This window comes from Clostridium lundense DSM 17049, assembly GCF_000619945.1.
Lineage (GTDB): Bacteria > Bacillota > Clostridia > Clostridiales > Clostridiaceae > Clostridium_AO > Clostridium_AO lundense.
The window spans coordinates 92290-108743 of record NZ_JHVC01000010.1; the positions used below are offsets into that span (position 1 = coordinate 92290).

At 29.4% G+C, this 16454-nt stretch carries 18 protein-coding genes and 1 riboswitch; all 18 genes read left to right on the forward strand.

What is annotated here, in order from left to right:
* Positions 1 to 182 precede the first annotated feature (182 nt).
* A complete protein-coding gene (locus tag T514_RS0112995) occupies positions 183 to 998 on the forward strand; it encodes a YihY/virulence factor BrkB family protein (RefSeq protein WP_034869111.1) in 816 nt (271 codons plus the stop codon).
* Between the two features lie 142 nt (positions 999 to 1140).
* A riboswitch (SAM riboswitch) is annotated at positions 1141 to 1249 on the forward strand.
* Positions 1250 to 1325: 76 nt separating this feature from the next.
* On the forward strand, positions 1326 to 2648 hold the full coding sequence (locus tag T514_RS0113000; RefSeq protein WP_027625177.1) for a Na+/H+ antiporter NhaC family protein: 1323 nt from the start codon (positions 1326 to 1328) through the stop codon (positions 2646 to 2648).
* Positions 2649 to 2921: 273 nt separating this feature from the next.
* Positions 2922 to 3371 (forward strand): COG2426 family protein, encoded by a 450-nt coding sequence (locus T514_RS0113005; RefSeq protein WP_051542039.1) that lies wholly within the window; start codon positions 2922 to 2924, stop codon positions 3369 to 3371.
* 230 nt (positions 3372 to 3601) lie between these two features.
* A complete protein-coding gene (locus T514_RS0113010) occupies positions 3602 to 3955 on the forward strand; it encodes a DUF6514 family protein (RefSeq protein ID WP_027625179.1) in 354 nt (117 codons plus the stop codon).
* Positions 3956 to 4138: 183 nt separating this feature from the next.
* Positions 4139 to 4513, forward strand: a complete 375-nt coding sequence (gene acpS, locus T514_RS0113015) for a holo-ACP synthase (protein ID WP_027625180.1) — start codon at positions 4139 to 4141, stop codon at positions 4511 to 4513.
* A gap of 1 nt (position 4514) precedes the next feature.
* Positions 4515 to 6017 (forward strand): bifunctional ADP-dependent NAD(P)H-hydrate dehydratase/NAD(P)H-hydrate epimerase, encoded by a 1503-nt coding sequence (locus tag T514_RS0113020; protein WP_027625181.1) that lies wholly within the window; start codon positions 4515 to 4517, stop codon positions 6015 to 6017.
* 88 nt (positions 6018 to 6105) lie between these two features.
* Positions 6106 to 6714, forward strand: coding sequence for a germination lipoprotein GerS-related protein (locus T514_RS0113025; RefSeq protein ID WP_027625182.1), 609 nt, complete (start codon positions 6106 to 6108; stop codon positions 6712 to 6714).
* 17 nt (positions 6715 to 6731) lie between these two features.
* Positions 6732 to 7892 (forward strand): alanine racemase, encoded by a 1161-nt coding sequence (alr, locus tag T514_RS0113030; protein WP_027625183.1) that lies wholly within the window; start codon positions 6732 to 6734, stop codon positions 7890 to 7892.
* A 119-nt stretch (positions 7893 to 8011) separates the two neighbouring features.
* Positions 8012 to 8332 carry a CopG family ribbon-helix-helix protein gene (locus T514_RS0113035; protein ID WP_027625184.1) on the forward strand — a complete coding sequence of 107 codons (321 nt, stop codon included), beginning with the start codon at positions 8012 to 8014 and terminating at the stop codon, positions 8330 to 8332.
* Positions 8292 to 8645, forward strand: coding sequence for a type II toxin-antitoxin system PemK/MazF family toxin (locus T514_RS0113040; protein ID WP_027625185.1), 354 nt, complete (start codon positions 8292 to 8294; stop codon positions 8643 to 8645). The genes T514_RS0113035 and T514_RS0113040 overlap by 41 nt, the downstream gene beginning before the upstream one ends.
* A 27-nt stretch (positions 8646 to 8672) precedes the next feature.
* Positions 8673 to 9536, forward strand: a complete 864-nt coding sequence (locus T514_RS0113045; RefSeq protein ID WP_084284557.1) for a transketolase — start codon at positions 8673 to 8675, stop codon at positions 9534 to 9536.
* Positions 9536 to 10477: a transketolase family protein gene (locus tag T514_RS0113050; RefSeq protein ID WP_027625187.1), complete on the forward strand. Its 942-nt coding sequence runs from the start codon at positions 9536 to 9538 to the stop codon at positions 10475 to 10477. Before T514_RS0113045 ends, T514_RS0113050 begins: the two co-directional genes overlap by 1 nt.
* A 109-nt stretch (positions 10478 to 10586) precedes the next feature.
* Positions 10587 to 10943, forward strand: a complete 357-nt coding sequence (locus tag T514_RS27340; RefSeq protein ID WP_242850599.1) for a hypothetical protein — start codon at positions 10587 to 10589, stop codon at positions 10941 to 10943.
* A 177-nt stretch (positions 10944 to 11120) separates the two neighbouring features.
* Complete coding sequence (locus T514_RS0113060; protein ID WP_027625189.1) at positions 11121 to 11975, forward strand: YitT family protein; 855 nt, start codon at positions 11121 to 11123, stop codon at positions 11973 to 11975.
* Positions 11976 to 12175: 200 nt separating this feature from the next.
* A complete protein-coding gene (gene ftsE, locus T514_RS0113065) occupies positions 12176 to 12862 on the forward strand; it encodes a cell division ATP-binding protein FtsE (protein WP_027625190.1) in 687 nt (228 codons plus the stop codon).
* The gene (gene ftsX / locus T514_RS0113070; protein ID WP_027625191.1) at positions 12852 to 13742 is read left to right on the forward strand and encodes a permease-like cell division protein FtsX; all 891 of its coding nucleotides are present in this window, start codon (positions 12852 to 12854) and stop codon (positions 13740 to 13742) included. Before ftsE ends, ftsX begins: the two co-directional genes overlap by 11 nt.
* Positions 13743 to 13941: 199 nt before the next feature.
* On the forward strand, positions 13942 to 15138 hold the full coding sequence (locus tag T514_RS0113075) for a S41 family peptidase (RefSeq protein WP_027625192.1): 1197 nt from the start codon (positions 13942 to 13944) through the stop codon (positions 15136 to 15138).
* Positions 15139 to 15158: 20 nt separating this feature from the next.
* Complete coding sequence (locus T514_RS0113080) at positions 15159 to 16454, forward strand: PDZ domain-containing protein (protein WP_027625193.1); 1296 nt, start codon at positions 15159 to 15161, stop codon at positions 16452 to 16454.

Genomic DNA, 16454 nt, shown 5'->3' on the forward strand with positions numbered 1-16454 from the left:
GTAATTTGTATTTTTTGCAACTGACAGTTGATACATTTTGTATATATTTTACATTAATATGATAATATGATAGAATTATCCTCAGAAAGGGCCAAGCATAGAAGCAAGCTATCATGAACACAATAATTATAAGATATATATTATATTTGCTTGGTAAAGGGGAGAATATTTTGAGATCAAAAATGAATATAAAGGATTTAATACAAAGGATACTAGATGACGAAATACCTGCTTTGGCATCTCAATTATCTTATAGCTTATTATTAGCATTCTTTCCATTTCTTATTTTTTTAATGACGTTAGTAGGATTTAGCTCTATAGATAGTGAATTTGTATTATCAGAGATTAGTAGAGTTTTGCCAAACAACGCCTACGAATTAGTTCATAATACAGTATTAGAAATATTAGAGACAAAAAATACAAATTTATTATCATTTGGTATTATATTTACTTTATGGACTGCATCTAGTGGGTTTAGAAGTGTAATAAAAGGAATAAATAAGGCATATGACGAGAAGGAAAAAAGATCTTTTTTTAAGGTAGTATTAATTTCTATAATTAGTACATTAGGACTAGGTTTTTTAATAATATTAACTATACTTCTATTGGTTTTTGGACAAATTATTGGATATATTCTAGCTAAAAAGATTGGAGTTAGTTATTTGTTTGAAGTTATATGGAACGTAATAAGATATATGATAATTCTTTTTTCTATGATATTAATATTTGCTTTAATGTATCGTTATATTCCAAGCAGAAGATTACAATGGAAAGAAGTTATACCAGGGGCAATATTTGCAACAGTAGGATGGGTAATAGCTTCTGTTGGATTTGCTTTTTATGTTAATAATTTTGGGAATTATTCAAGAGTATATGGAAGTATTGGTGCTGTAATAGTTCTTTTAACTTGGTTATATTTAACTTCTATTATAATTATAGTAGGTGGAGAAATAAATGCAGCTATAGCTTTTAATAAGGATATAAAAAGTAGGAACTGAACTTTAATCATGGGTACTATTTTTTATTTCTATATTAAATATGAACCTAATATGTAAAAAGATTATATAAATAACAATAATATAAACATTGACTTAATGTAAATTACTATGCTAAAATATGTTTAAAATTAAATTAAGACGCTTCTTATCCAGAGCGGTGGAGGGACTGGCCCTACGAAACCCGGCAACCGGAAAGTTTTATACTTTCAAGGTGCTAATTCCAGCAGGTATAAAAACCTGATAGATAAGAGGAGAAGTTAAACTTCTTGTATCTATCTGCAAGGAGTTTTTTTATTTATTTAACATTTTATTGAGGAGGAAAGTTTAATGAAAGATAGCGAATTAAAAGGAAGAGCAAGTGCGTTATTTCCTTTATTAGTATTTATAGTTTTATATGTAGTAATTGCACTTATTTCTAACGATTTTTATGCAATGCCTGTTAGTGTTCCTTTTCTTATTGCAGCAATTGTAGCATTATTAATGAATAGAAAGGAAAGTATATCCAATAAGTTAGATATATTTTGTAAAGGGGCAGGGGAGCCTAACATTATATTAATGTGTGTAATATTTATATTAGCAGGAGCATTTGCTCAAGTAGCTAAGGATATGGGCGCAGTTGAGTCTACGGTTAATTTAGGATTATCTATTTTGCCAAGTAATATATTGATATCAGGAGTGTTTATAATTGGATGTTTTATATCTATTTCCATTGGAACTTCTATGGGAACTATAGTAGCATTAGCACCTATGGCAGTTGGAATTTCAGATAAAACAAGTATACCAGTAGCATTAGTTATAGGAGCAGTAGTAGGAGGTGCTATGTTTGGAGACAACCTTTCTATGATATCTGACACTACTATTGCAGCTACTAGAACTCAAGGATGTCAGCTAAAGGATAAATTTAAGACAAATTTCTTTATAGTATTGCCAGCAGCAGTAGCTACAGCTATTATATTTGCTGTAATTACTTCAGGAAATAATACTGTTTTGAGTGGAGAATATAACTACAGTTTAGTAAAAGTACTTCCATATGTATCTGTACTTATAGCAGCTCTTGCAGGAGTAAATGTTTTAGCTGTATTAGTAGGAGGCACAGTATTTTCAGGAATTATAGGAATAGCATATGGTGCTTTTAATTTTGTGGGATTCTTACAATCCATAGCTAAGGGTATCAATGGTATGTCTGAATTAGTTATAATATCATTAATAATTGGAGGAACTGTAGAGCTAATAAAATTCAATGGAGGAATAGATTTTCTATTAAGTTTTATTACAAGTAAGGTAAAAACAAGAAAGGGAGCGGAAATCGGTATAGCTTTATTAGTATCATTGGTTGATATGTGTACAGCTAATAACACAATAGCAATTGTTATGACAGGACCATTAGCTAAAAATATATCTGAGAAGTATGGAATAGAACCACAAAAATCAGCTAGTTTACTAGATACTTTTTCATGTTTCTGTCAAGGAATAATACCTTATGGAGCACAATTATTAGCAGCTTCTGGTTTAGCAAAGATATCTCCATTTTTAATAATGAGATATTTATATTATCCTTACCTTATGGGAATATGTGCTTTAGTAGCTATAGCTATAGGTTTCCCTAGAATAAAGTCAGCAGGAAATAAGGAGTTTGCTAAGGGAGCGTAATCTAAAAAATTAATATTAACGTAATCATTAAGATTTAATAGGGACGGTGTAGAAACCGCCCCTATTAAATTACTTTTTAGTAACCAGTATTATTTCATAGCATTGATAAAAGAAAAGATTTTTAAAAAGTAACTGTAATTGCTATAATTGTATGGATTTTATAGTTTTGGGTATTAATTTGTGTATTGAAAACAATTGTAAACAATTATTATAATATATTATATGGTAATATATTATGAAAAAATAATTTTACATATTAAAAGGAGAGAATTTATGAATATTTTAAAGGTTTTTATTATGTCAGCAGTACCGCTTGTTGAACAAAGAGGGGCTATACCTCTAGGAATATTTGCTTATAATATGAGTCCTTCATTTGTTTTTTTAGTAAGTTTTTTAGGAAGCTTATTACCAGTTCCTTTTATATTATTGTTGTTCAACTCTATATTTAAATGGATGAAAAAATATAAGGTATTTGAACCAATTAATAATATAATAGAAAATAAGATTAGAAAGAATTCTGGGAAAATTGAAAAATATAAGGAAATTGGCTTAATTACATTTGTAGCAATTCCACTTCCTACTACAGGATTATGGACTGGTAGTGCAATTGCAGCTTTTTTAGGGTTAGATTTTAAGAAGTCTTTGTTATGCACATCAATAGGAGGGATTATATCTGCATTTTTAATAACCTTATTATGTATGATATTTCCAACTTTTTTCTGATATAGAGATAAAATATAGTCAAATTGGTTAACTATTCGACAGGTATAATATATATTTGTAACATATATTTCCATAACAGTAATATATGGTTAGCAGTTAAGGATTTTTTATAGAATAAATGTCATATTAGAGAGATAAGTTCTAAAATAGTCTTCCTATGAAGTGACAACTTTTTTTTTCAATAGGTGATAATATATTATTAAAGTTAATTGAGTGGGGGGATTGAAATTATGTTAGTTGTAGAAAATTTAGCTAGAAGTATTGAGAAGGAAAATATAGAGTATAATTATTATTACAGGCTACTAAAGGATCAGGTCACCCTAAATTATGGTGGAGAATCATTGCAAGTACAGTCTTATGGTATAGAGATTGAGAGGCAGGATAAAATAGATGGCAGTATAGTAAACATTGAAAGAGATTATGTAAAATGTATAAGTCCTCAAAGGCATAAAGTACATAGGCTATTAAAGCTAGTATACGATAATAATGTATCACCTATTCATTTAGTGGACATACTTGGAGAATATATAGATGAATATATTATAGATTTTGATAATGAATTAATGAATATAGCAACAAATTAAAAAGATTAAGGGGCAACTTTTTTCAAATAATAAATGAAAAATAATAAAGAATAAATAAGCAAGATGTTCTTCTAAAAGTTATTATTTATTCTCTATTATTTATTATTTAAAAAATCGAGTTTATGCTAGAATAGAGGTGAAAACCTCTATTTTTTTATCCATTATTTTTAGGAGGAGATATCTTTGATTATAGGAATAGGAGCAGACATAGTAGAAATAGATAGGATTGGTAATGCTATAAAAAGAAATCCTAATTTTTTAAATAGAATATTTACTGATAAAGAGTTAGAGTATTTTAAAACTAGAAATTTTAGAGAAGAAACTATAGCTGGAGGATTTGCAGGAAAAGAAGCTGTAGCAAAAGCCTTTGGCACTGGCTTTAGAAATTTTAATATAAGGGATATAGAAATATTAAGAGATGATTTGGGAAAACCTATAGTTTACATCAATGGTAAGGCTAGGGAATTGTTAAATGCATATGAAAACTATAAAATTCATATAAGTATATCTCATAGTAGAGAAAATGCCATTGCATATTCAATAATGGAGGTGGAGTAGTATGAAAATTGGTACTGCGGAAGTATCTCGAAAAATTGATGACTATTGTATAAAAGAATTAAAAATACCTGGAATTGTTCTAATGGAAAATGCAGCCATTAAGGTTTTACAACATATAGACTTAAGTAGGTTTAATTCATTTATTGTAGTTTGCGGTAAGGGGAATAATGGTGGAGATGGGTTTGCTGTTGCACGACATTTATTGAGCATGAAGAAAAAAGTGGATGTGTTTTTAATAGGGGAAAGTGAAGGCATGAGCGATGACTGCAGTATAAATTATACTATATTGAATAATATGAGAATAAAGGTAAATAAGATAAATAATTTAGAGGATATAAATGAACTAAGAGAGTCTATACAAACAAGTGATGTTACGATAGATGCGATATTCGGTACTGGATTAAAAAGAAAAGTGGAAGGAATATATGCTTCAGTAATATCAGTTATAAATGAGAATAGCAATTATATTGTATCAATAGATATACCATCAGGGCTAGATAGTAATAATGGTAATATATTAGGAAATTGTATTAGAGCTAATAAAACTATATCTTTTACATTATATAAAAAAGGATTTTTAAATTATGGATCGGATAAATTAACAGGAGATGTAATAGTTGAAGATATAGGTATCCCTGAATGTATTATAAATAAATTTCATAAAAATGAATTTATTATGGATAAGTCCATGATTAATAAACTTATAATTAAGAGAGATAAATATTCTCATAAGGGCGATTATGGAAGAGTATTAGTAATGGCAGGGTCAAAGGGATATACAGGAGCAGCGTATATAACTACGGAAGCAGTAGTGAGGAGTGGAGCAGGTCTAGTAACATTATGTACTTTTGAAGATATAATAGATATTTTAAGTTCAAAGTTTATAGAGGCTATGACTGTATCTTTTAATGAAGAGGAAAGAATTAAAGAGTTATTCCATAAAAGTAACTCTATAGCTATAGGTCCTGGTATGGGAAACAATGAAAAAACTTTTGAAATTGTTCAGAAGGCTGTATTAGAGGCAGATTGTCCTTTAGTAATAGATGCAGATGGCATTAATGTGCTTAATAACAAGTTGGAATTATTGAAGGAAAAAAAGGAGAAAGTAATATTAACCCCTCATTTAGGAGAAATGTCAAGATTAATAAATATGCCAATAGATTATATAAAGGAAAATAGAGTAGAAGTTGCAAAAAAATTTGCTAAGGAATATGATGTTATTTTAATCTTAAAAGGCTATAATACCATAATAACTGATGGAAATAAGGTTATTATAAATCCAACAGGCAATAGTGCTATGGCATCTGGAGGTATGGGGGATTGTTTGACAGGAATAATAACATCTTTTATAGCTCAAGGGTATGAGCCTATAATAGCTGCAGCTATGGGAACATTTATACATGGATATTGTGGAGAAAGATTATCTACTAATATGTTTTGTGTTAATGCAAGTCATATTTTAAATGAACTACCAATGGCAATAAAAGAAATTCAAAATTTGTAGTATTTATAATAAATAACATCAGAATATTAGATTAAAAACAGGAATAGTATTAGTAATATAAGTAATTATTTCCAATGGGAGGAATTTTATGAGAAAAAGGTTACTAATACTTCCTGTTATTTTTTTTGTTTTTTCTTTAGTTTTAATTTCTTGTAAGTATGCTGAAGACAAAAGTAGAAAAAGTTTAGAATTTATAAAAAGTCTTAAAAGTTATAGTTGTGACTGTACCATAGCTTTAGAGAACGATAGACAAATACTGGAATACAACTGTAAGCAATATTACAATAGAAAACTAGGTGGAAGAATAGAAATAGATGAAAATAGGATTTTGACCTATAAAAATGATAAAATATATGTAAGGGATTTAAAATCCGGAATTAAATATACGTTAGATAAAGATTTTGACACTATATTTAAAATTAGCATGATAGGAGAATGTGTTCATTTGATGTATACTAATGAAGAGATAAAAACTTTCGTTAAAGATATAGATGGAATAGAGTATACTATAGTGGAATTATCTATACCAGGTATGAATAGAAATTTAAGTAAAGGAAAACTTTATATTAATAATAGGGATAACTTACCAGAGAAGTTAGAAATACTAGATTTTAAAAGTAGGGAGAAAGTAAGAGTTACTTATAAAAACTTTAATGCGAATGCTGAATTGAATGATAAACTCTTTAATGAAGACTAAGAAGGGTGGAATATAAATTGTTTAGACATTTAAGACCTGTTTGGGCGGAAATAGATTTGGATAATTTAGCTCACAACATGGAGGAAATAAGAAAAGTATCTAAAAGTAAGGAAATAATAGCAGTAGTTAAAGCAGATGCATATGGACATGGAGCTTTGGACATAGTACCTACTTTATTGAGTCACGGTGCTACAAGATTAGCAGTAGCAGTAGTAAATGAGGCTTTTGAACTTAGAAGAGGTGGAATAGATTGTCCTATCATGGTTTTAGGTTTTACACCAGATAGTTTAATAGATAGTATTCTAAAATATGATATAGAGCAAACAATATATAGCTATGATTTAGCAGAGAAAATATCTAATATGGCAGTGGAAAAAGATAAGATAGCTAAAATTCATATAGCATTAGATACAGGCATGGGGCGAATAGGGTTTACTCCAGATGAAAAGAGCTTAAATGATGTATATAAAATAAGTAAATTGCCAAATATAATGGTTGAGGGTTTATTTTCCCATTTTTCTACTGCAGATGAAGGTGATAAAACTTATACAAATATGCAATTTGAAAGGTTTAACTGGTTTTATCATAAACTACAAGAAAAAGGAGTAAAAATTAATATTAGACACATTGCTAATAGTGCAGCAATTATAGATTTGCCAGAAACACATTTAGAGGGGGTTAGACCTGGGATTATACTTTATGGATATTACCCTTCAGGGCAAGTATTAAAAGATAAAATAGATTTAAAACCGGTTATGACATTAAAAACAAATGTTGTACACGTAAAAGAAATGAATGAAGGACAGTATGTAAGCTATGGTAGAGCATTTCACACTGAAAGAAATAGTGTAATTGCAACTTTACCTGTAGGTTATGCAGATGGATATACAAGATTATTATTTAATAAAGTTAAAGTAATAGTTAATGGTAAATTTGCACCAGTTATAGGTAAAATATGTATGGATCAATGTATGATAGATGTAACTGATATTGGAGAAGTAAAAGTTGGCGATGAAGTTATATTAATGGGAGAGTATAATAATTTAAAAATAACAGCAGATGAAATTGCAAAATTGCTAGGAACTATAAATTATGAAATAACTTGTATGGTAAGTAAAAGAGTGCCTAGAGTTTACATAAAAGACAAGGAAATAATCAAGATAAGAAATTATGTATAGAGCTATCAAACATGGAAATAATTAAAATGATAAAATTCCTTTGACATTGCTGTAAAAATAGGATTATAATTGTTCTGTACATATCTTTTGCATAGGTTAATAGGAGGTATTAAATTTCAATGTCAAGTTCAAAGAGATTAGTAGTAAACCTCTCAGAGACACTCAATAATGAATTTAATAAAGCACTAAAAGAAGATTCTAAAAAAAGAAGTGAATTTATTCGTGAAGTTATAATACTATATATTGAGGAGAAAAAAAGACTAAAAGAAATGGAACAAATGAAAAAAGGGTATTTGGAAATGGCCAAAATTAATTTAGAGTTTGCAGAGATGGGCTTTGCAAGTGACATTAGAGATTTAAAAGAATATGAAGCGAAGCTTCCGGAGAGTGATTGGTCAGATGACAACAATAGTGAAAAGAGGAGATATATTCTATGCTGATTTAAGCCCTGTAGTTGGTTCAGAACAGGGAGGAGTAAGGCCTGTTATCATTATACAAAATGATGTAGGTAATAAATATAGTCCTACTGTTATTGTAGCCGCAATTACTTCACAGATAAATAAAGCAAAATTACCCACTCATGTTGAAATATCTTCAGAAGAGTATGGATTAAACAAAGATTCTGTAGTTTTGCTTGAGCAGATAAGAACTTTAGATAAAAGAAGGCTAAAAGAAAAAATAGGCCATATGACTAACGGTGATATGAAAAAAGTTGATGAAGCACTTTTAATAAGTATAGGGTTAAAACAGTAAGGGCTTAATGCCCTTACTTTTATGTATATGGTAGTAATTAGTAAAAAAATACAGGAGGTTAAAAACATGAAAAAAACTTTAGAAGAGCTTAAAGACATAGCTAAGCAGGTTAGAAAAGATATAGTAACTATGCTTACAGAGTCACATTCTGGTCATCCAGGTGGTTCACTATCCGCAGTGGAAATATTAGTTACATTATATTTTAATGAAATGAATGTTAGCCAGGAAAAATGTAAAGATTTGAACAGAGATAGGTTTGTACTCTCTAAAGGACATGCAGCACCAGTATTATATAGTGTTCTTGCTAGAAAAGGATTTTTTAATGTAGATGAATTAAAGAATCTTAGAAAATTAGGTTCTATATTACAAGGTCATCCTAATATGAATGAAGTACCAGGCGTAGATATGTCAACGGGATCATTAGGTCAAGGTATTTCAGCAGCTGTAGGTATGGCTATAGCAGGAAAAATTGATAAGAAGGATTATAGAGTATATGCATTACTTGGAGATGGAGAATTAGAAGAAGGACAGGTGTGGGAAGCAGCTATGGCAGCCGCTCATTATGAGTTAGGTAATTTAACTGCTTTTGTAGATTACAATGGTTTACAAATAGATGGACCATGTAAGGAAGTAATGAACCCCGAACCAATAACTGATAAATTTAAGGCATTTGGCTGGAATGTTTTATTTATTGATGGTCATAATTTTGAAGAAATTATAAATGCTATAGAAGAGGCTAAAAAAGTTAAAGATAAACCAACAGCTATAGTTTGCAGAACAGTAAAAGGAAAAGGTGTATCTTTTATGGAAAATCAAGCCGGATGGCACGGTACTGCTCCTAATATTGAACAATGCGAACAGGCGTTAAGAGAGATAGGAGGGGAAAAATAATGGGTAACAAAATAGCTACAAGAGAAGCTTATGGTAAAGTATTAGCTGAATTAGGAATGAACAATGAAAAAATAGTAGTTTTAGATGCTGACTTATCAAAGTCTACAAAAACTGCAGATTTTAAGAAGGTATGTCCAGAAAGATTTGTAAATATGGGAATAGCAGAAGGAAACATGATGACAGTAGCAGCTGGTATGTCAACTTGTGATAAAATACCTTTTGTTAGTACTTTTGCTATATTTGCAACAGGAAGAGCTTATGAACAAATTAGAAATTCTATTTGTTATCCTAAATTAAATGTAAAAGTATGTGCTACACATGCAGGTATAACAGTAGGTGAAGATGGAGCTTCTCACCAGTCAGTTGAGGATATATCATTAATGAGAGGTATTCCAAATATGACAGTTATATGTCCAGCTGATGCCATAGAGACAGAGAAGGCTATAAAAGCTGTAGCTGAATATAATGGACCTTGTTATGTAAGACTTGGTAGATCTGGAGTATCTGTAATAAACGATTTTGAAGGATATGATTTTAAAATAGGAAAAGCAGTAAAGTATAGAGAAGGAAAAGATGCAACTATTATTGCTACAGGAATAATGGTGGATGCAGCTCTTGAAGCTTACAATATGCTTGCAGAAGATGGAATAAAGGTTAGAGTATTAAATATACATACTATAAAGCCTATAGATAAAGAAGCTATAGTAAGTGCAGCAAGAGAAACTGGAGTTATTGTAACTGCAGAAGAACACAGCATTATAGGAGGACTTGGTTCTGCAGTATGTGAAGTAACAAGTGAAAATCATCCAGTTCCAGTAATCAGAGTTGGAATAAAAGATACTTTTGGTGAAAGTGGTAAACCAGAAGAATTAATAAAGGCATATGGATTAACTGCAGAAGATATTGTGAGAGCAGTAAAAAAAGGATTAAGTTTAAAATAAGTGAATCTTAGCTATTGTAAATAGCATTTGCATAATTGCTTTAGAAATTATAGAATATTTCTAAAGCAATTTGTTCTTATATTTATAAATTATGAGAGTGAGAAATGATATGAAAAATTATTTAAAGGATATACTATATTGTATAAAGTTTTCTATATATATATTTATAGTAGCATTTTTAATAGGTGGTCTTATAGGATTAATAGTTGGAGGAGTTAATTTAATAACTATTATGGCTTGGGGAATTAGAATTCCTCAATATATATCCTTTTTAGGTTTATTTATATCGGCCATATCTTTTATGCATGAAGAGTCAATGAGACCCTTAAATTATGAAGATCAGTGGAAAACATACTTCGAAAAGATAAATTTAACATTTGCAATATTTTTTGTTTCACTATTTATTTTGATATTTTCTGTAGGGATTCAAGATTCAATTTGGATTTTAGGCACATTTAAAAAATAAATAAGTCAGTATGCTAGGCTATTTTGCATCATACTGCGTCATCAGAACCCACTGATAGCTCTACTAGCAGTGGAACCTACTTCCTTGTCTGATACAAAATATCCGTCGCATCTTTGACTTGTTATTTATTTTAATGTGCCTTAACAAAATAATTTTATGTGGGAGTAAGGTGTTATTATGAAAAAATTTAGGGAGTATTTTTTCATTACATTAGGCACGCTTATGGTGGCTTTGGCCACAAAGTTTCTATTGGCACCAAATAAAGTTGCAGCAGGTGGAGTAATAGGATTAGCAATAATAATAAATAGCTTTTTCCCTTTTTTGGATATAGGACTTTTGTCTTTAATAATGAATGGTTTCTTGTTTATTGTAGCTTTTATATTCATTGGAAGTAAGTTTGGAGGGAAGACTATATATGCTAGTATAAGTTTATCAGGGTTAATATGGATATTAGATAAAGTAGTTACTTCTAATATACCTATAACGAATGACCTTTTTTTAGCATCTATATTTGGTACAATAATATCTGGCATAGGCATGGGAATAGTTTTTAACCAAAATGCTTCTACTGGCGGTACAGATATAATTGCTAAAATAGTAAGCAAGTTTATAGATGTACCTATAGGTAAGTCACTTCTTATGGTGGATTTTATAATAACTCTTTTTTCTGCTCTTTCTTTTGGAATTGAAATAGGAATGTATTCATTATTAAGTGTATTATTCAATGGTTTTGTAATAGATATAATAATTGAAGGTTTAAATGTTTGTAAGCAAATTATGGTTGTAAGCCCAGAAAATGACCAAATAAGGACGTTTATAACAGGGGAATTAGAGAGAGGCTGTACAATATTTACAGCTAAGGGAGGATACACTGGCAATGATACATATATACTCTATACAGTGCTAAGCAGAAGAGAGTTTATAAGATTAAAAGAATTTATTAAGCAAGTTGATAAAAAAGCATTTATCACTGTAGGAGATGTACGTGAAGTTTTAGGAGAAGGATTTAAAAATATTTCTGGAGAAGAGTAATATTAAAGCTGTCGATGATTATAATCATTCGACAGCTTTTAACATTTATAGATTTACTTTTACCTAAAGACAATTTATAACTGAATTAATAATAATTTTAAATAATTTAATTGTCAAATTAATAGATTAGTATGTTATAATAGCAATAGTGAATCTTTAAATATGCATAAAATCGTATTAATCAAGAGGAGAGATTTTTAATGATTGAATTCAAGAATGTTAGTAAGATTTATAATCATAATATATTTGCATTATCAAATATAAACTTAACTATAGAAAAAGGAGAATTTGTTTTTTTAGTTGGACCAAGTGGAGCTGGTAAATCAACTTTCATAAAGTCATTATTAAAAGAAGTAGACCCAACTAATGGAAGTATTGTAGTAAATAACATAGATATAACTAAATTAAAAAGAAAAGATATACCTTATTATAGAAGAAAAATAGGAGTAGTATTCCAAGATTTTAGACTTATATCTAATTTAAATGTATATGAAAATGTTGCATTTGCTATGAGAGTTATAGAAGCACCTGTAAAAGATATAAGAAAGAGAGTTCCTATGGTGCTTTCAATGGTAGGACTTTCAACTAAATATAAGGCTTTCCCTCATGAGTTATCTGGTGGAGAACAACAGAGAGTATCTTTAGCAAGGGCAATAGTTAACAATCCAGCATTACTTATTGCGGACGAGCCAACTGGAAACCTTGACCCAGAAACAGCTATGGAGATAATGGAAACACTTAATGATATAAATCATGCAGGGACAACCATATTAATGGCTACTCATGCTAAAGATATAGTTGATACTATGAGAAAAAGAGTTATAGCACTAGAAAAAGGTGTTGTAGTAAGAGATGAACAGAGAGGTGCATACGGATATGAAGATTAGTACTTTGAAATATTTTGCAATAGATTCTTTGAAAAGTATAAAAAGAAATAGAACTATAAGTTTTGCATCTGCTGCAACTGTTGCAGCTACATTATTCATATTAGGTGTATTTTTATTAACTGCTTTAGATGTAAAGCAAGTGGTAAAGGATGTAGAATCCAAGGTAGAAGTAAAGATATTTTTAAATAATGATATAACCATAGGTCAGGAAAAAGAAATAGAGGCAAAAATAAAGAGTCTAAATGAAGTAGCTAGTGTAAGATATGAGAATAAGGAACAAGCTATGAAAAACTTTAAGGAGCAAATAGGAGAAAATAATAAGGCACTTATTGAAGGAATAGAAAAGGAAAATCCATTACCAAATGCTTATATAGTAAAAGTTAAAGATCCAGAAATGGTAACAAAGGTTGTAGATTCTGTAAAGGGTATGAAAGGAATATATGAAATTCAAGAAGGAAGGAAGATAGTGGACAGGATTATTGCTATTACAAAAACTATAAAGTGGATAGGAATGGTTCTATTTACTATACTTATAGGAGTTTCTTTATTCTTAATAGGTAATACTATTAAACTTACTGTATATTCAAGAAGAAAAGAAATAGGAATAATGAAATATATAGGAGCTACAGATTGGTTTATAAGATGGCCATTTATTATTGAGGGTATGATTATAGGTGTTTTTGGTGCAATAATAGGATGTGTGGTACTATACTATGGTTATAATGTAGTCTACACAAAGGTTTCTACAGCTATGTTTTTAATTAAACTTGTTGAACCTAAATACGTGCTTACAACTATTTCTTGGCAGTTTGGATTATTAGGAATATTAATAGGTTCAATAGGAAGTATATTATCAATAAGAAAGTTTCTTGCAGTTTAAAATAAGAAAAACAATTGTTTTATAAGAAACACCCTGCTTTTTAAGGTAGGGTGTTTTTCACAAATATTTTGCAAAATTATTTTTTTTAATGTTATAATTATTTAGTATTTATATAAATATATATAGTGGGGGCACTATATATATATTAGCTTGAAAATATAAACTTAAAGTAGTATTTTACTACAAAGGAGTGAATTAAATGAATAAAAAGAAGTGGATAGGTTGGACAATAGCAATAATACTTTTAACTAATATTACAACCTTTCTAGGAAGTAGTGCTATATCTTTAGCTATGCCAAATGGAAAAGTTATAATTACCAGAGATGATTATAATAGATTTTTAGAGTTCTCAAAGTTATTTGGGATAAAGGAAATAATCCAGCAAAGGTATGATGGCGAGATAGATAATGCTGCTTTGGAAGAAGGAGCAATTAAAGGAATGACAGCAGCACTTAATGATCCATATACAGTATTTATGGATAAAAAAGAATTTGAAGAATTTAATGCTCAAACAGAAGGAAATTATAGTGGTGTAGGATTACAAGTACAGGCTAAAGATAATAAAATAATTATAGTAGATGTGTTTGAAGATTCACCAGCTAAAAAAGCAGGGGTATTACCAAAAGATCAAATAGAAAAGGTTGAAGGAAAAGTAGTTAGTGGTAAAGAATTAGATAAAGCAGTAACTATGATGAAAGGTCCAGAAGGTACAAATGTAACTATAACCTTTTTCAGAGAAGGAAAAGGAAGTTATGATGTGACTTTGAAAAGATCGAAAATTAATTTAGTAACTGTTAAGGGAGAAATGGTATCAGACAATATAGGTTACATACAGATTTCTATGTTTGATGAACATACAGGTAAAAACTTTAAGAAGCAACTAGACACACTTAAAAATAAAGGAATGAAATCATTAATTATTGACTTAAGAGGTAATCCAGGTGGATTATTAGATGAATGTGTAGATATGGTTTCAAACTTTGTTCCTAAGGGTAAGGTTATAGTGTCTACAGTGGATAAATATAAGTCAGAAAAGAAGTATAAATCTAAGGGTGGAAATTATATAGGTTTACCTTTAGTATTATTAACTAATGAGGGTTCTGCTAGCGCTTCTGAAATATTCTCTGGAGCTATAAGAGATTATAAAATAGGAACTTTAGTTGGAGAAAAAACTTTCGGTAAGGGTGTAGTTCAAAGTCTAATAGATACTGGAGAAGGAACTGCTTTAAAGGTTACAATATCAAAGTATTATACTCCTAATGGAGAAAATATACATAAGATTGGAATAAAACCAGATGTGGAAATTAAATATCCAGAAGAATTACTTAAGAAACCTTATAATAGAGAAACGGATCCTCAGTTTAAAATAGCATTAAGTATAGCAAAGAAAAAATAGAGAAGGGAATTTAATAAACAATGAATATTGTACTTTATACACTTAAAGCTGTAGCTTTTGCTTTAACTAATCCTTATTTAGTGTTTTTTTTAGTGATTATAAGTATATTTTTATATATGCAAAATAAAAAAACTTCAGCAATGCAAAAGATGATTATTGGGGAGCAAATAAACTCCCCTTTTGAATTAACTATATCTCAACTAGTTATGGGTATATTTGGAGGAGTTTTAAGTAGCATTATTATGGCTTATTTTGGTGTAACTTTTTATCAAAACTCTGCTATAGAAATTCTTTTTCTAATTTCTGTATTTTTGACGGTTGTAAATCCTAGATTTATTTGTTTTTCATATTCTGGAGCTATATTAGGTGCTTTAAGCATTATAAATTCTTTAATTGCTTCTTTATATGGTACAAAGGAAATACAGTTATTTAAATTTGATATAGCATCTTTAATGACTATGATAGCTGTATTACATTTTGTAGAGGGGTTGCTTATAATTACAGATGGTAGTAGAGGAACTGTACCAGTATTTACAAAACGAGAAGATAAAATAATAGGTGGTTTTGTAATGAAAAGGTATTGGGTTGTACCTATTGCATTATTTATAATTTTAAGTGGAAATTATACATTGGACATGGCAGATACTGTTCCAATGCCTAACTGGTGGCCCATTATACATACTACAATACCTTTGGAAATATTGAAAAAATCAATAGTTATGCTAATACCTTTTTATGGTATGCTAGGATATAATAGTATTACATTTACTAAAACAAAGAGGGCTAAGGTTAATAGTTCTGGTTTTCTAATAATTGCATATAGCATAGCTTTATTTGTCTTAGCTCAGTTATGTTATATAAGCATTATCTATAAAATATTAGTTGTATTATTTGCGCCTATAGCTCATGAAGGGATTATTTATTTACAAAGATATAATGAATTAAATGAAGAACCACTTTATGTAAGTGAAGAGGGTATTAAAGTTTTAGAGGTAGCTCCTTATTCACCAGCAGATTCTATGAACATAAAAAGTGGAGATTCATTAATTGGAATAAATGATAGGGAAATAGAAAAAGAAGAAGACATATTAGAAATGATAAAGAATACTCAAGGAGATATGATTTTTAAAATAAAAAAAATTAATGGAGTTATTCGTGAAGTTACATATGGAGAGGCACAAAGAAAAAACAGACTAGGCATTGTATTTGTTCCTAAATATATACCGAAGGATAAGGTTGTTGTTAAGGTTAAGGAAGACAATTTTTCAGATGTATTAAATAAAATTAAAAACAAAGATAAAGATGGGGATGAGTAA